General features: G+C 42.3%; 16 protein-coding genes. 13 read left to right on the top strand and 3 right to left on the bottom strand.

Features of this window, described 5'->3' with window-relative positions; genetic code table 11:
* Positions 1-21: 21 nt before the first annotated feature.
* Positions 22-813: a ParA family protein gene (locus NQ503_RS02855; RefSeq protein WP_005424239.1), complete on the top strand. Its 792-nt coding sequence runs from the start codon at positions 22-24 to the stop codon at positions 811-813.
* A complete protein-coding gene (locus tag NQ503_RS02860) occupies positions 800-1141 on the top strand; it encodes a hypothetical protein (RefSeq protein ID WP_005424241.1) in 342 nt (113 codons plus the stop codon). Before NQ503_RS02855 ends, NQ503_RS02860 begins: the two co-directional genes overlap by 14 nt.
* 137 nt (positions 1142-1278) lie before the next feature.
* Here the strand turns inward: NQ503_RS02860 and NQ503_RS02865 are convergent, their stop codons facing one another.
* The 3 genes from NQ503_RS02865 to NQ503_RS02875 all read right to left on the bottom strand — a co-directional run bounded on the left by NQ503_RS02865 (position 1279) and on the right by NQ503_RS02875 (position 4018).
* Entirely contained in the window at positions 1279-1773 is a 495-nt protein-coding gene (locus NQ503_RS02865; RefSeq protein ID WP_005424243.1) for a DUF2798 domain-containing protein, read from the bottom strand.
* Between the two features lie 448 nt (positions 1774-2221).
* Positions 2222-3685 (bottom strand): helix-turn-helix domain-containing protein, encoded by a 1464-nt coding sequence (locus NQ503_RS02870; RefSeq protein ID WP_005424245.1) that lies wholly within the window; start codon positions 3683-3685, stop codon positions 2222-2224.
* A gap of 54 nt (positions 3686-3739) precedes the next feature.
* Positions 3740-4018, bottom strand: coding sequence for a type II toxin-antitoxin system HicB family antitoxin (locus NQ503_RS02875; protein WP_005424246.1), 279 nt, complete (start codon positions 4016-4018; stop codon positions 3740-3742).
* 204 nt (positions 4019-4222) lie between these two features.
* Between NQ503_RS02875 and NQ503_RS02880 the strand changes: the two genes are divergently transcribed.
* The 11 genes from NQ503_RS02880 to NQ503_RS02930 all read left to right on the top strand — a co-directional run bounded on the left by NQ503_RS02880 (position 4223) and on the right by NQ503_RS02930 (position 15431).
* Positions 4223-5053: a Cof-type HAD-IIB family hydrolase gene (locus tag NQ503_RS02880; RefSeq protein ID WP_044925442.1), complete on the top strand. Its 831-nt coding sequence runs from the start codon at positions 4223-4225 to the stop codon at positions 5051-5053.
* Positions 5054-5511: 458 nt separating this feature from the next.
* Positions 5512-6996, top strand: coding sequence for an anthranilate synthase component I (trpE, locus tag NQ503_RS02885; RefSeq protein WP_005424251.1), 1485 nt, complete (start codon positions 5512-5514; stop codon positions 6994-6996).
* The gene (locus NQ503_RS02890) at positions 6993-7568 is read left to right on the top strand and encodes an anthranilate synthase component II (RefSeq protein WP_005424252.1); all 576 of its coding nucleotides are present in this window, start codon (positions 6993-6995) and stop codon (positions 7566-7568) included. Before trpE ends, NQ503_RS02890 begins: the two co-directional genes overlap by 4 nt.
* Before the next feature lie 17 nt (positions 7569-7585).
* Positions 7586-8596 (top strand): anthranilate phosphoribosyltransferase, encoded by a 1011-nt coding sequence (gene trpD, locus NQ503_RS02895; protein ID WP_005424253.1) that lies wholly within the window; start codon positions 7586-7588, stop codon positions 8594-8596.
* A gap of 77 nt (positions 8597-8673) precedes the next feature.
* Positions 8674-9510 carry an indole-3-glycerol phosphate synthase TrpC gene (trpC, locus tag NQ503_RS02900; protein ID WP_005424256.1) on the top strand — a complete coding sequence of 279 codons (837 nt, stop codon included), beginning with the start codon at positions 8674-8676 and terminating at the stop codon, positions 9508-9510.
* A gap of 20 nt (positions 9511-9530) precedes the next feature.
* Positions 9531-10157 (top strand): phosphoribosylanthranilate isomerase, encoded by a 627-nt coding sequence (locus NQ503_RS02905; protein WP_005424258.1) that lies wholly within the window; start codon positions 9531-9533, stop codon positions 10155-10157.
* An 11-nt stretch (positions 10158-10168) separates the two neighbouring features.
* Positions 10169-11353 (top strand): tryptophan synthase subunit beta, encoded by a 1185-nt coding sequence (gene trpB, locus NQ503_RS02910; protein WP_005424259.1) that lies wholly within the window; start codon positions 10169-10171, stop codon positions 11351-11353.
* Positions 11346-12119 (top strand): tryptophan synthase subunit alpha, encoded by a 774-nt coding sequence (trpA, locus tag NQ503_RS02915; protein WP_005424261.1) that lies wholly within the window; start codon positions 11346-11348, stop codon positions 12117-12119. Before trpB ends, trpA begins: the two co-directional genes overlap by 8 nt.
* 142 nt (positions 12120-12261) lie before the next feature.
* Positions 12262-13080 (top strand): AraC family transcriptional regulator, encoded by an 819-nt coding sequence (locus NQ503_RS02920; protein WP_005424262.1) that lies wholly within the window; start codon positions 12262-12264, stop codon positions 13078-13080.
* A gap of 185 nt (positions 13081-13265) precedes the next feature.
* Positions 13266-13883: a DUF4867 family protein gene (locus tag NQ503_RS02925; protein WP_044925444.1), complete on the top strand. Its 618-nt coding sequence runs from the start codon at positions 13266-13268 to the stop codon at positions 13881-13883.
* A 63-nt stretch (positions 13884-13946) separates the two neighbouring features.
* On the top strand, positions 13947-15431 hold the full coding sequence (locus NQ503_RS02930) for an L-fucose/L-arabinose isomerase family protein (RefSeq protein WP_005424266.1): 1485 nt from the start codon (positions 13947-13949) through the stop codon (positions 15429-15431).
* Positions 15432-15502 lie beyond the last annotated feature (71 nt).

Raw genomic sequence — 15502 nt, forward strand, 5'->3', positions numbered from 1 at the left:
ATTTTTTATGGAGGGATTTCAATGGGAAAGACCGTGACGATCTGTTTTACCAATAACAAAGGCGGAAGTGGCAAATCTACCACCTGTTCAAACCTTGGTGCAGCTATGGCGCGTGCCGGAAAGAAAGTTTTGCTGGTGGATGGAGATATGCAGCTGAATCTGTCGCTGGCATTCTTCCCGGAAGACTGGGTGCTGGAGCATGCACAGGGAGAGAAGAACCTTTATCATGCGATTGGGAAACAGGAAGATCTGACTGATTATATCGTGCATACACCGTACGAGAATCTGGATCTGGTTCCGTCCTCTACCCTGATGAGTTCGATTGAATACGAACTTTTTACTAAATGGCAGAGAGAGTTTATCCTTCGGAAATGCCTGCAGAAGGTCAAAGATTCAGAAGTTTATGATTACATCCTGATCGATGCACCGCCGACACTTGGCGGTTGGGTCATGAACATTCTGTGCGCTTCGGACAAGGTGATCATCCCAGTAGAAGCGAGCCCGTGGGGGATGTTTGGCCTTGCAAATATGTTCGAATTTCTGAATGAAGTAAAGCAGATTTCGCCGGATCTTGAGGTTGCCGGAATTGCAGTGACCAAGGTGGATACCCGCAAGAATTACTTCAAACAGACAATGGAAACATTGCATCAGCTGGAGAGTATTTATGTATTTGAGCATGTGATCCGTGTAGACAGTTCTGTGGAATGGTCTCAGGATAACAGCATCCCGGTTGTAGAATACAGGAAATCCAGCAGAAGTGCAAAAGAATATACAGAGTTGGCAGAGGAGGTAATGAATCGTGTCAGTAGGTAAGGACAGCATCCTGCGTGCAGCAAACGCAGATGCAAAAAAAACAGAAGTAAAGGCAGAAACAAAACCAGCAGAGGAAGTAAAAGCACCGGTAAAAGCAGAAGCAGCTCCGGCGGCTAAGAAGGCTCCGACAAAGAAAACAGCGGCAAAGAAGACAACTGCAGCCAGAAAAACAACAAGAAAGGCTCCGGCAAAGAAAGCAGTGAAGACATCCGTTCTCACACCACAGAATTCCGAAGAGCTGGAGAAAGCATTTGTGAAGGGCGAGCAGCCGGAAACAGTGAATGGTCCGGTTCATATCAAAGACGAACTTCCGATTTATCTTCTGTAATCAGAAGTACCTTTTTATCGGAATTTGCTGGATGGATATTCTGAATAAGTACAAACAAAAATCTGGTCATACAGGAAATCTTTTGTGATTCCTGCAGACCAGATTTTTTGTGCAGTTTTCCTTTTATAATAACTGGCTTATTCAGCAGAAACAGCTGCATCCTGTACTCGTTCATTTTCTCTGAAGATATGTCTGAAGATAAAACGAACGATTGGTCCGGCATAGATGAGCTGCCAGAAAAATGCCGCCGGGAAATTCATAGCTGTCGTCTGAATCCATACAGCGATGAACTGACTTCCTGCATTCTTAAACAGGATTGTAGCAGCAAGGCTCATCAGTGGGCACATAAATGCCACAGATGGTACAGAAATAGCAAGAATTTTACTGAATGGATGACAATTTCTGAAATCTACCATACGTGCTGCACACATAAATGCAAGTTTAGATACGATGAAAAAGTCAAGAATGAAAGCAATCGGTCCCATGATGATAAGTTCATGGAATGCAGAAAGGAATACTTCGTTTGACATTCCACCGATGTTCAGTGAGATGTTGTAGCAGATCATGGCATAAACCATGAAAAATACCATAATAATTGTAAAAATTACTTCCTGAAATTTGTTTTTGGGCATAAAAAAAATTCTCCTTGTTCTAATTAATGATAACTACAGGTTACTGTTCACTCCGTTCACAGTAACCTGGTCAAAATGCATTCCAAATCACCGTTGGTGATAGCATTTTGCCTGTATCTATTACTGTTTACGTAAGTTACAAGAGCATGTGTTGTTCGTTAATCATTCCGAGGGGAATGTACGTTTCCAATTAAACCATATTCAATTTTTTGTGTTGATTATATTATCACAGAGATTTTAGAATGTCAACTGTAAATTTTGTTCTGCTTTATATAAAAAGTCTGTCCACAAATTATGCCACATCTTGTATTCTGCAAATAATAAATTATATAATATTAATGGTTAAATGATCCGGCGCGTATGAGAATGAAAAAGCACCCATATGATTGTAGATTCAGAGAATCCACGGTCATATGGGTGTTTTCGTTTATATGGATATATGCAAAAATTAATCTCTGTTGTCCTGCAGGTCGTGAATGATCTGGTCAACCAGTTCCACTGCTTTTTCGGTAGAATAGTAACTGGCTGGATTCATATGCTCCAGATAGTCACGAAAAATACTGACCAGGCAGGTTTCCTCTATGTTCAGTACAATGATCTGCCCGGTGTTATTTCTGAAAACCATACTTCCCATAGTCCCGCGAATACAGAAGTGAAGGTTGTGGGGCAGATGGCTTAAAGGTTTCTGAAGGAATCGATAGACACCGGTTTCGCAGCATTGGCGAACACCATTCAAAATCTCAATACGTTGTTCCACAGTTAAAGGGTGATAGAAAATCTCAGGGATTTCATCTGTGAGTCCGGTTTTTGCAAACTGCAGAAGTCCTTCCCGAGTAGAATAGATCAGAAACTGCTCATTCTGGATTTTAACCATATTCATCTGAAAAGCCTGCTCTGCTGCCGCAAGGATAGCATCTGCCTGCGGAAGATCATAATTAAATATTTCATGTAAGAGGTTTCCGGTAAAAAAAGGTGTCAGACATGGTTCAGGCTGAATACCGATCAAATCATTCTGGTCATAGAAGGTATCAAACATGCTGTCAATAACTGCCCTGTGATTTTCGGGAGTAAGAGGAGCAGGTCTGAAAAAAAGACTGCACTGTTCTTTGTAGGATATAAACTGATTCCATAAAAGCTGTACGACATCAGGAGATTTGATGAATATGCCATTCTGATAATCGGAACTGCAGAGGATAGCAGCATCAGATGTCAGAATCATACAAGGAAAAAGATTAAAATTGTAATAATGTGACTGAATTCTGTCGTAATAATACCAGAGGGAATAATCCAGTCCAGCCATATATAAAGGAAAAATTTCACGAAGATATTTCAAATTGATCAGCTGGTGATCTTTGGTAAAGGCATATTCGGTTCCAACACAGAAGATGTGGTCAATCTTCAGCGATGCAGATGCATGCAGACTGGCGAGGAGACTGAAAAGAAATTTATAATCCGGTTGAATGAACATGGCAATTTTGCCATCTGCATGAACGGATTCAGAAAGTATCATCTGATGTACATAATAGTCGATATGTTGCTGAGAGACCAGTGAAATACAGTCAGTCTGGCACTGCTCAGATACAGGATCCGGTGAGAAAGAACTTCCTGTGATATCGGTGGCAGGCTGATCCGGAAACTGACAGATAAAATTTTCCACACTCTTTCGAGTGTAATATGTATCGGGTCCAACCTGAGTGATCTCCAGTGTTTCTTTCAGAAAGTTGTATTCTATAGGTGTAAGATGCATGAACTGTGTCATCTTTTCAAAAACTTCAGAAGATGGCGGGTTCCGTTTTCCATTGAGGATTTTGTACATGGTAGAACGATCCAGATTACAATATTTTGCCAGAGAAAAGACTTTTATATTTTTGTGTTCGATATAACGGGTAAGTGTATCAGAAAAAACAGACATATAAACTCCTTACAACAAATTTCATATATTTTAGAAAGAGAAAGGCAGGAATGATCACTCATCCCAGCCTTCGTAGAATCTGATATTTACGGAAATATTTCGTACAATATCTCCATCTTCCAGTTCCAGATCATCTTCATCAGAAACCGGAGGCAGCTGACAGTCATCTTCATCAAGCTCCAGAGAAATCCAGTTATAAGCAGCTTCGTTGGCTTCTTCTATAGCTTCATCCAGAGTTTCACCTTCACCGTAGCATTCAGCCAGATCCGGGAAAAAGCCTTTGTAAGTTCCCCTGTCTGTTTTGCGGAAAACCGCAGGATAAATAAATTTCATAATCTATATACTCCTTTGTATACACTGTTTGAGTAACAGCTGTAATCTTTCTAGTTCTTTAGTATACCATATTCTGCAAAGTTTAAAAGAGGAAATCCTGCATTCTGAGTGGAAAAAAGTATGCAATTTTTATATAATAGAGGATAACAGAAAAAGATTTCACAGCCTGCGAAAAACAGGCCTGTACATACAGAGGAGAAAAAATTGAGCATCAGATTAATTGCAAGTGATCTTGACGGGACTTTGTTGACAGATTGTAAGGAATTATCACCAAAAACAAGAGAGGTACTGGATCTGGCAGTACAGCATGGAATATATATTGTACCGGCAACGGGCAGATCTTTTCATTCCATACCGGAAATGATCCGAAATTATCCGGGAGTGGAGTATGTGATCACGGCTAATGGAGGTGCTGTTTATTCGGTAAGAGAAGGAAAAAGAGTCTATCAGTGTCTCCTGGAAAAAGAGTCGGTGGAAGCTGCTATTGCAGTGCGAAAAAGAGAAAATATGGTCCTGGAAGTGGTGATTGACGGAGTGCCTTATGCAGAAGAGGCATATGTTAAAGATCCGATACAATATCTGGCGACAGAGTATGGTGCGAAATACATTAAAGCTACCAGAAAGCCAGTAAAAGATATCTGCAGATTTGCACAGAAACATGCAGAAGAGCTGGACAGTATTTCTTTTGTTTGTCGTTATGAGGACAAAGAACGACTGTATACTTCGTTGGACAAAGAAATCCCCAATATCTATGTAACTTCATCTGTGCCAAATCTGATGGAAGTCGGACATATAGATGCAGGAAAGGGAAAGACGCTTCTGTGGCTTTTGAAAAAATTGGAGATTTCAACAGAGGAAGCAATGGCTTTTGGAGATGCGGATAATGATATCAGTATGCTGACGTCTGTAAAATATGGAATGGCGATGGGAAATGGCACAGAAAACTGCAGAAAAGCAGCCCCTTATGTGACAGATACGAATGAAAAGGATGGTGTGGCGAAGGGAATTTTGAGGTTTCTATCAGAAGTAGAATAGACTTTGCAGGCGGAGAATAGTGATGAAAATGTAAAATTTGTCTGACACTATTGACAATGACAAAAAAACATGATATTTTATAAAAAATTTAATTTAGCTAATTAAACCGTTGAAGCGGAGATAAAAGCAGTTATGCGCGCACAGAGAGTCCGGGAGGGTGAGAGCCGGGTGGAAATGCAGGTTGCTAAATGGACCGCTGAGGGCACAGGGAAAGGCTTTTGTTTAGTATTCTGTGACGTAAGGCATACGTCAGTTGCCGGGAATATGCAGGTATTCCGCAAAGTGCACGGGTCGTTCCGTGAATCAGGGTGGCACCGCGGGTGAATTTTAACGCTCGTCCTTGACAGAAGCAGGATTCTGTCATGGGCGGGCTTTTTTATTATGACAGTTAAGGGAGTGCCTTTGGCACGGAACAACTGTCTTTCATTTTTTCAGAATCAGAAAAGGAGGTAAGATCCATGTATCCTACGATAGAAGACATCAGAAAAATTGCAGCAAAAGGACAGTACAAAAGAGTTCCGGTCTGCCGCGAGGTATATGCAGACAGATACACTCCGGTAGAGGCTATGAGAACCTTAAGAAAAGCAAGCAGACATTGTTATCTGCTTGAGAGTGCCAGCCAGACAGAAGTATGGGGAAGATATTCTTTCCTGGGATATGAACCAACAATGGAGATTACCTGTACGGATGGGCTTATGAAAATCCGGCATACAGAAGTGGCAGACAAAGAAGAAACTGTAAAAAAGGTAATGCATCCGGGTGATACATTAAGAGAAATCTTACGAGAGTATAAAAGTCCGGTGATAGAGGAGATGCCTCCATTTACGGGCGGACTTGTTGGATATTTTTCATACGATTATATCAAATACAGCGAACCCAAACTGAAGCTCGGAGAACACGAAGATCCGGATTTCAGAGACATGGATCTGATGCTTTTTGATCAGGTGATCGCGTTTGATCATTACAGACAAAAGGTACTTCTGATCACAGGTGTTATGTTGGATGATTTGGAAAACTCTTACCAGAAAGCAGAAAAAAAGCTTGCAGAAATGGCAGATCTGATTCGAAATGGAGAAAAAGAAGAGTTTCGGCCATTGCAACTTGGCTCAACGATCAGTCCTCAGTTTCCTAAAGAAAAATATTGCAAAATGGTAGAAAAGGCAAAGCATTATATTCATGAAGGGGATATTTTTCAGGTGGTGCTTTCCAACCCGATGAGAGCAAAAGCCGAGGGTAGCCTGTTTGATACTTACAGGGTTCTGAGGGCAACCAATCCGTCTCCGTATATGTTCTATTTTTCCAGTGATGATATCGAAATTGCAGGTGCTTCCCCGGAAACACTTGTCAAGCTGGAAGACAAAAAACTGACTACTTTTCCACTGGCAGGAACAAGACCGAGAGGCAAGACAAAGCAGGAAGATCAGGAACTGGAAGAGGGACTTCTGAAAGACGAAAAGGAACTTGCAGAACACAATATGCTGGTGGATCTTGGGCGAAATGACATCGGAAGAATCAGCAGGATCGGAACGGTAGAAGTAGAAAAATATATGAGTGTGGAACACTTTTCACAGGTAATGCATATTGGTTCTACGGTTGCCGGAGAGCTTCGAGAAGATAAAGATGCGGTAGATGCCGTGGACTCTATTTTACCGGCAGGAACGCTTTCCGGAGCACCGAAATTCAGGGCATGTCAGATTATTGAAGAACTGGAGCAGAGCAAACGAGGAATATACGGTGGAGCGATCGGATATCTTGATTTTGCGGGAAATCTGGATACCTGTATTGCAATCCGCCTGGTATATAAGAAAAATGGTGAGATCTGTATCCGCTCCGGTGCAGGAATCGTGGCAGACAGTGTTCCGGAAAAAGAGTTTGACGAGTGCTGCAACAAAGCAAGAGCCGTAGTTCTGGCAATCGAAAAGTCACAGGAGGGATTGGAATGATCGTACTGATTGATAATTATGACAGTTTTTCTTATAACGTATATCAGTTGATCGGTTCTGTAGAACCTGATATAAAAGTTGTTCGAAACGATGAATATACAGTCAAAGAAATTGAAGCAATGAGACCGGAAGCCCTGATCATTTCACCGGGCCCCGGAAAACCGTCAGATGCAGGAATCTGCATAGAGGCAATCAGATATTTTGTAGGAAGACTTCCGATTCTTGGGATCTGTCTGGGACATCAGGCAATCTGTGAGGCTTTTGGCGGAGAAGTTTCTTATGCGAAAGAGCTGATGCATGGAAAGAAAAAAACGATTTATACGGTAGGAAAGAGCAGGATTTTTGAGGGACTGGGAGACAGCTTTCAGGCAGCCAGATATCATTCACTGGCAGCATTAAAAGATAAATTGCCGGATGTACTTAAGGTTACGGCAGAGGCAGAAGATGGCGAGATTATGGCGGTAGAACATACAGAATATCCAATTTATGGAGTACAGTTTCATCCAGAATCTGTTATGACGCCGGATGGAAAAAAGATGATAGAAAATTTTATAAATGTTGTAAGAGCATAGACAAGGAGAAAACTAAAATGATCAAAGAAGCAATCATAAAACTTTCCCAAAAAGAAGATCTGACATATCAGGAAGCAGAAAGCGTTATGGACGAAATTATGAGTGGACAGGCAACACCGGTTCAGATGTCTTCTTATCTCACGGCACTTTCCATGAAGGGAGAAACGATTGATGAGATTACTGCTTCAGCAGCAGGAATGAGAGCACATTGTATCAAACTACTGCATGATCTGGATGTTCTAGAAATCGTTGGAACCGGCGGTGACGGAGCCAATTCTTTTAATATTTCGACGACCTCTTCTCTGGTGATCGCTGCAGGAGGAATATCGGTTGCAAAGCATGGAAATCGTGCCGCATCATCTAAAAGTGGGGCAGCAGATGTCCTTGAGGCACTTGGGGTAAATATTACAATTCCACCGGAAAAGAGTGCTGAACTCCTGAAAAAAATTAATATCTGTTTCCTGTTTGCACAGAATTATCACATTGCTATGAAGTATGTAGCACCAATCCGTAAAGAACTTGGAATCCGTACTGTGTTTAATATTCTTGGACCTTTAAGTAATCCGGCAGGAGCAAATATGGAACTTATGGGTGTGTTTGATCAGACGCTTGTAGAGCCACTTGCGCAGGTTATGGCAAAGCTTGGCGTGACAAAAGGAATGGTTGTTTTCGGACAGGATAAACTGGATGAGATTTCTATGAGTGCCCCAACTTCTGTATGCGAGATCAAGGATGGCTGGTTCCAGTCTTATGAGATCACGCCGGAGCAGTTTGGATATGAGAGATGCAGTAAAGATGATCTGGTAGGTGGTACACCGGCAGAAAATGCAGAGATTACAAAGAAGATTCTGAAAGGTGAAGAAAGGGGACCGAAGCGTCAGGCAGTCTGCCTCAATGCAGGAGCGGCTCTGTATATCGCCGGTAAAGCAGAATCTATAGAAAAAGGTGTACGAATGGCAGAAGAGCTGATTGACAGTGGAGCAGCTTTAAGAAAATTAGAGGAGTTCATCACCTGCTCCAATGCTTAAGTGTTATAATAAAAAAGTCAGTGTATTAAATAAGAATATGAGATACCTGGACTTTATAAAGAAAAGAGAATTCAAAGATGAACATATTAAATGAGATTGCCGAAAAAACAAGGGAACGTATCGAGAAAGACAAAATAGAAATGCCAAGAGAAGACCTGATCCGTGAGATTCAGCAAAAAAAGGTACAGATGCTGCTGAATCCGCTGATCCAGTCGGAGACAGCAAAAACACCGCACAGTTTTTATCAGGCACTGAAAAAACCTGGAATGTCCTATATCTGTGAGGTCAAAAAAGCATCCCCTTCCAAAGGACTGATTGCACCGGATTTTCCGTATCTGGATATTGCAAAAGAGTATAAGGCGGCCGGAGCAGTAGCAATTTCCTGTCTGACAGAGCCATTTTATTTCCAGGGATCAGATCAGTATTTGTGGGAAATTGCATCCGAAGTGGACATTCCGGTACTTCGAAAAGATTTTGTGATCGATGATTATATGATTCTGCAGGCGGCCGCTTATGGTGCCGCAGCTGTACTTCTGATCTGCGCGCTGCTTGATGATACACAGCTTCGTGAATACCGGGAAATGGCAGAAGATCTTGGAATGGATGCTCTGGTTGAAGCGCATGACGCACAGGAAGTAGAAAGAGCTTTAAAGAGCGGTGCCAGAATCATTGGAGTGAATAACCGTGATCTGAAAACGTTTGAGGTGGATATGGAAAACAGTATCCGGCTTCGTAAACTGGCACCGGAAAATGTGATTTTTGTATCCGAAAGCGGTATCCGTACCGCTGATGATATAAAAAAACTGCACGATAATCAGATTGAGGCAGTGCTGATCGGGGAGACTCTGATGAGAAGTAAAGACAAAAAAGCAGCTCTGGAAGAGTTGAATGGAGCACCTCTGGCAGAAGAATAAAAACAACAGAGATATAGAAGATGAGAATAGAAAATCGCATAAAAACAAAAATCAAAATATGTGGTCTCAGACGCAGAGAAGACATCCTGGCAGTGAATGAGTCTGGCCCGGATTACTGTGGATTTATTATAGAATTTCCAAAGAGCTTCCGGAGTGTAACGGCAGAGAAAGTCCGGGAACTGGTAAAAGAACTTTCACCGGAAATCCAGCCGGTCGGAGTATTTGTAAATGCTTCAATGGAACTGGTTACAGGGCTTCTGAATGATGGAACACTTGCAGCAGCACAGCTTCATGGACAGGAAGATGAAACTTACATCAGAGAATTAAAACAGTTATCAGATAAGCCCATTATCAAAGCTTTTTCTGTAAAAACAGCAGAAGATATTGAAAAAGCAGTACAGAGTCCGGCGGATTATATTCTTCTGGATCAGGGCAGTGGAGGAACAGGAAAGACATTCGACTGGTCATTGATTCCGGAAATAGAGCGACCGTTTTTTCTTGCCGGGGGAATCGGTGCTTTGAATATGAAACAGGCGATTTATGAAATCCGGCCATATGCTGTGGACCTAAGCAGCAGTGTAGAGACAGAAAAGTGGAAAGATCCGAAAAAGATCCGGCAAGTTGTGGATATCGTAAGAAGAATTTGAGGAGAATATAAATGTCAAAAGGAAGATTTGGAATACATGGAGGGCAGTACATTCCGGAGACACTGATGAATGCAGTGCTAGAACTGGAAGAAGCATATAATCATTACAAAGATGATCTGGAATTCAACCGTGAACTGACAGATTTACTGAACAATTATGCAGGTCGTCCGTCACGTCTGTACTACGCAGTACACATGACAGAAGACCTCGGTGGAGCAAAAGTTTATCTGAAACGTGAGGATCTGAATCATACCGGAGCACACAAGATCAACAACGTTCTGGGACAGGTTTTACTTGCCAAAAAGATGGGAAAAACGCGTGTTATCGCAGAGACCGGAGCCGGACAGCACGGTGTTGCGACAGCGACAGCAGCCGCTCTTATGGGCATGGAATGTGAAGTCTTCATGGGTAAAGAAGATACCGAACGTCAGGCACTGAACGTATACAGAATGCGCCTTCTGGGAGCCAAAGTACATGCCGTTACATCTGGAACTGCAACCCTGAAAGATGCCGTTTCTGAGACGATGAGAGAGTGGACAAACCGTGTTTCCGATACACATTATGTGCTCGGATCTGTCATGGGACCGCACCCATTTCCGACAATTGTTCGTGATTTCCAGGCAGTTATTTCCAAGGAGATCAAAGAACAGATTCTGGAAAAAGAAGGAAAACTTCCGGATGCTGTACTTGCCTGTGTTGGCGGTGGTTCCAATGCAATCGGAACTTTCTACAACTTTATTGAGGACGAGGGAGTTCGCCTGATTGGTTGTGAGGCAGCTGGACGCGGTGTCAATACTGCTGAGACTGCAGCAACGATCGCAACCGGAAAACTTGGTATTTTCCACGGTATGAAGTCTTATTTCTGCCAGGATGAGTATGGTCAGATCGCACCGGTTTATTCCATCTCCGCCGGTCTGGATTACCCGGGTGTTGGACCGGAACATGCACATCTTTATGATATCGGCCGAGCAGAATATGTGCCGGTAACAGACGACGAAGCAGTAGATGCATTTGAATATCTGTCAAGAACAGAAGGTATTATTCCGGCAATCGAGAGTGCTCATGCAGTTGCCTACGCGAGAAAGATCGTACCGCAGATGCGTAAAGATCAGATTGTAGTTATCACCATTTCCGGACGAGGAGACAAGGACTGTGCAGCAATTGCACGTTACAGAGGGGAGGATATCCATGAATAAGAAAATTACAGAAGCATTTGCAAAGGGAAAAGCATTTATCCCGTTTGTTACCTGCGGGGATCCGTCCCTTGATGTTACCGAAAAAATTGTTTATGCCATGGAAGAAGCAGGTGCAGATCTGATCGAACTTGGTATTCCATTTTCTGATCCGACAGCAGAAGGACCTGTTATCCAGGGTGCAAACCTGCGTGCTCTGTCCGGTGGAGTTACCACAGATAAAGTCTTTGATATGGTAGAAAAAATCCGCAAAAACAGTTCCATCCCGATGGTATTTATGACCTATGCGAATGTTGTTTTTTCTTATGGAATCGAGCGTTTTTGCAAGAGAGCAGCAGAGGTTGGAATGGATGGAATGATCCTTCCGGATGTTCCTTTTGAAGAAAAAGAAGAGTTCGCATCTGTTGCAGAGAAGTATGGACTGGATCTGATCTCTTTGATCGCACCGACTTCTCATGAGAGAATTTCAATGATCGCAAAAGAAGCAGAAGGTTTTGTTTACTGTGTATCTTCACTTGGAGTTACCGGTATGCGAAGTCAGATCACGACGGATATTGGAGCTATGGTGGAACTGGTTAAGGCACAGAAAGATATTCCATGTGCGGTAGGATTTGGTATTTCTACACCAGAGCAGGCGAAGAAGATAGCGGCGCAGGCTGATGGTGTTATTGTAGGTTCCGCGATCGTCAAACTTTGCGAGACGCATGGGGCTGAGTGCGTGCCATATATAGGAGAATATGTGAAGTCGATGAAAGATGCGATAAGATAAAATAAAGGATTCCCGGTGAGACCACTTATTTTCCCTTGCTTGTAAAAGGAATATCTTCATGTTATGATATAAATTAATTGAAAATAGTTAATTTTGTTTGTATAAATGTCATCAAAAACGATTACAGGAAAGAGGTTATGACATGGAATTCCAGCATGAACTGGTGATCCCGGATGAGGGATTGCCGTTTAAATTTTTCTTATTTGAAGGGAGCCAGGGGAATTATGTGAGAGAAAAACACTGGCATACATCCATCGAAATCTTTGCCGTGATGGAAGGCTCTCTTACATTTTATTTAAATGATGAAAAACATCCGCTCAAAGCAGGGGAGCTGATGATCATTAACTCCAACGAAGTACATTCGATAGATTCCCCGGAGGAAAATCATACAGCAGTCCTTCAGATTCCGCTGAAACAGTTCGAGGATTATTTTACCGCACATCGTTTTATCCGATTTGCAGCAAATGAGCAGGAGACGGATTCACAGCTCTGGCGGTTGATACGGGAAATGTATAAATTATACGGCAAGCGAGGAACCGGGTATGAGTTTAAGATTCGTTCCTTTTATTATGATGTATTGTATCTGCTGGTCAACCATTACCGTCTGGATGAGGCGGGAGAGCAGGAAGTGCGCCACAGCCGCCGTCTGGATGCGCTTGCAAGAATTACTTCCTATATGAGAGAGCATTATCAGGAAGAACTCAAACTGACTGATGTGGCGAATATGTTCGGTTATTCCGATGCATATTTATCCAGAATGTTTCAGAAATATGCAAATGTCAATTTTAAGACGTATCTGCAGGATATTCGTATGACCTATGCGTATCGGGAACTTCTGAATTCTGATAAGACGATCAGTCAGATTGCAATGGATAACGGATTTAGCAGCAGTCGTGCATTTACAAGAGAATTCCAGAAACGATATGGTATTTTGCCAAGTGAAGTTGAAAGAGAAAAATAAAGAATAAAAATACAAAAACAGGCGAATCAGAAACGCCTGTTTTTTATGTGTTTATCAAACAGTTTATGAAATTGGAAAAATACAAAGGTCAAAAAAGTGCACTAAAGAGGACAAAAAAACTGGCGAAAGGAAAAGGACTTCATGATATGATGGTTTCAACATAAAAATAAAGGAGGTAACTTCAGGTGAGGATTCAGAATGTAGCAGATGACGCGTTCCGTAGATATGGTAAAGTACTGGAGGGGTATGATTTTACGGAACTCCTGAAGGAAATGAAGCATACTCCGGTGCCGGAGGATGTAACTTACGTTCCTTCCGTAGAAGAAATGGAAGCACTGCCGGTTGCAAAAGAACTGCAGAACAAAGGATATGGCGGTCTGCCGATCGAAATCGGATATTGCAACGGACATAATAAGAAATTAAATGGTCTGGAATACCACCGCAGCTCCGAAATCAATGTTGCAGTGACAGACCTGGTATTGCTGATCGGACATCAGCAGGATGTAGAAAAGGATTTTACATATGACACATCCAAAGTAGAGGCGTTTCTTGTTCCGGCAGGTACAGCAATTGAAGTATATGCAACAACACTTCATTATGCACCGTGTCATGTAAATGAAAGTGGTTTCCAGTGTGTTGTAGTTCTTCCGAAAGGAACAAACACAGAACTGACTTTTGAAAAAGCAGCAGAAGGAGAGGACAAGCTCCTTACCGCTAAAAATAAATGGCTGATCGGTCACGAAGAAGCAGCTATCGAAGGCGCATTCAACGGACTGAAGGGTGAGAATGTCGGAATCGACTGATCGTGAACTAAGAAACGAAACATAAAATAAATATCTACTATATAATATGGAGGAATTTTTATCATGAATAACATGCCAGAAGTAAAAGTTGGAATCGTTGCTGTAAGCCGTGACTGTTTCCCGGAAAGCCTTTCCGTAAACAGAAGAAAAGCTCTTGTAGAAGCTTATGCTAAAAAATATGATGCAAAAGACATCTACGAATGTCCAATCTGTATCGTAGAGAGTGAAATTCATATGGTTCAGGCTCTGGAAGATATCAAAAAAGCAGGATGTAATGCACTTTGTGTATATCTTGGAAACTTCGGACCGGAAATCTCCGAGACACTTCTTGCAAAACATTTCGATGGACCTAAAATGTTCATCGCTGCAGCAGAAGAAACACAGAATGACCTTTGCCAGGGACGTGGGGATGCTTACTGTGGTATGCTGAATGCAAGCTACAACCTGCAGCTTCGTAATGTAAAGGCTTATATTCCGGAATACCCGGTTGGCGATGCAGAAGACTGTGCAGATATGATCCATGACTTCCTTCCAATCGCAAGAGCAGTTGAAGGTTTAAGCAACCTTAAGATCATCAGCTTTGGACCACGTCCGACAAACTTCCTTGCTTGTAACGCTCCGATCAAACAGCTTTACAACCTTGGTGTGGAAATCGAAGAAAACTCTGAACTGGATCTGTTTGAAGCATTCAACAAACATGAAGGTGATGAAAGAATTCCGGAAATCGTTAAAGAAATGGAAGAAGAGCTTGGTGCCGGAAACAAGAAACCGGAAGTTCTTTCAAAACTTGCTCAGTATGAACTGACCCTGAAAGACTGGGTAAGAGATCACAGAGGATATCGTAAATACGTAACTCTGACAGGAAAATGCTGGCCGGCATTCCAGACACAGTTCGGATTCGTTCCTTGCTATGTAAACAGCCGTCTGACATCCCAGGGCATCCCGGTATCCTGTGAAGTTGATATCTATGGTACATTAAGTGAGTTCATCGGACAGGTAGTAAGCAACGATATCGTTACACTGCTTGATATCAACAACTCCGTACCGAAGGATATGTACAAAGAATCCATCGAAGGAAAATTCGATTATACACTGAAAGATACATTCATGGGATTCCATTGTGGAAATACTGCTTCCAGCAAACTTTCCTTCTGCGAGATGAAATATCAGATGATCATGGCAAGATCCCTTCCAATCGAAGTTACAAACGGAACTCTGGAGGGAGATATCAAACCTGGAGATATCACATTCTATCGTCTGCAGAGCACAGCTGATAACAAACTTCGTGCTTACATTGCACACGGCGAGGTTCTTCCGGTTGCAACTCGTTCCTTTGGAGCAATTGGTGTATTCGCTATTCCGGAAATGGGACGTTTCTATCGTCACGTACTTATCGAGGGAGGATTCCCGCATCATGGCGCAGTAGCATTCGGACACTTTGGAAAAGCTCTCTTCGAAGTATTCAAATATATCGGCGTTCCGGTTGAAGAAATCGGTTACAATCAGCCGGCAGGCGTAAGATACCCAACAGAAAATCCTTGGGGCTAAATTTAAAAAAATAAAATAAAACCAATACAGGCATCCCGGGAGTTTTCCTGGGATGTCGTAGTAAGGAGGAA

This window comes from Blautia obeum ATCC 29174 (assembly GCF_025147765.1).
Classification (GTDB): Bacteria; Bacillota; Clostridia; order Lachnospirales; family Lachnospiraceae; genus Blautia_A; species Blautia_A obeum.

Coding starts and splice junctions, on each gene's coding strand:
- NQ503_RS02855 (WP_005424239.1), top strand. CDS start 22: ATGGGAAAGACCGTGACGATCTGTTTTACCAATAACAAAGGCGGAAGT.
- NQ503_RS02865 (WP_005424243.1), bottom strand. CDS start 1,773: ATGCCCAAAAACAAATTTCAGGAAGTAATTTTTACAATTATTATGGTA.
- NQ503_RS02870 (WP_005424245.1), bottom strand. CDS start 3,685: ATGTCTGTTTTTTCTGATACACTTACCCGTTATATCGAACACAAAAAT.
- NQ503_RS02875 (WP_005424246.1), bottom strand. CDS start 4,018: ATGAAATTTATTTATCCTGCGGTTTTCCGCAAAACAGACAGGGGAACT.
- trpE (WP_005424251.1), top strand. CDS start 5,512: ATGTATCCTACGATAGAAGACATCAGAAAAATTGCAGCAAAAGGACAG.
- NQ503_RS02890 (WP_005424252.1), top strand. CDS start 6,993: ATGATCGTACTGATTGATAATTATGACAGTTTTTCTTATAACGTATAT.
- trpD (WP_005424253.1), top strand. CDS start 7,586: ATGATCAAAGAAGCAATCATAAAACTTTCCCAAAAAGAAGATCTGACA.
- trpC (WP_005424256.1), top strand. CDS start 8,674: ATGAACATATTAAATGAGATTGCCGAAAAAACAAGGGAACGTATCGAG.
- NQ503_RS02905 (WP_005424258.1), top strand. CDS start 9,531: ATGAGAATAGAAAATCGCATAAAAACAAAAATCAAAATATGTGGTCTC.
- trpB (WP_005424259.1), top strand. CDS start 10,169: ATGTCAAAAGGAAGATTTGGAATACATGGAGGGCAGTACATTCCGGAG.
- trpA (WP_005424261.1), top strand. CDS start 11,346: ATGAATAAGAAAATTACAGAAGCATTTGCAAAGGGAAAAGCATTTATC.
- NQ503_RS02920 (WP_005424262.1), top strand. CDS start 12,262: ATGGAATTCCAGCATGAACTGGTGATCCCGGATGAGGGATTGCCGTTT.
- NQ503_RS02930 (WP_005424266.1), top strand. CDS start 13,947: ATGAATAACATGCCAGAAGTAAAAGTTGGAATCGTTGCTGTAAGCCGT.